Annotated in this window: 1 protein-coding gene; it reads right to left on the bottom strand. The window is 67.7% G+C overall.

Annotated elements, in window-relative coordinates:
• The coding region (locus SB786_RS37850) for a hypothetical protein (RefSeq protein WP_410731789.1) at nucleotides 1–232 on the bottom strand (232 nt) is incomplete at both ends.

The following is a 232-nucleotide window of genomic DNA, read 5'->3' as shown; positions in this document are numbered from 1 at the left end:
CGCGCAAACCGGCGTAATCGTCGAACGAAAGCTGGTAGCGCACGACGGGCGCGAATCCCGCATAAACGTCCGCCGCGCCGTGAGCGACGGCATGAAGCGCCGCGCCGGTATTCGCGAAGGTGACGAGGGTGGCTTGCGGGAAGCGCTCGCGCAGCATCGCCTCTAACACATAGCCTTTTTCGACCGCGATGCGCGCGTGCGCGAGCCGCGACGCCGTGGTGGCGACCGCCTC

The sequence above is a fragment of the Burkholderia sp. SIMBA_062 genome, from assembly GCF_046534765.1.
Classification (GTDB): Bacteria; Pseudomonadota; Gammaproteobacteria; order Burkholderiales; family Burkholderiaceae; genus Burkholderia; species Burkholderia ambifaria.
The sequence above is the reverse complement of the archived record's forward strand: the minus strand, read 5'-3'. Positions and strand labels throughout refer to the sequence as shown.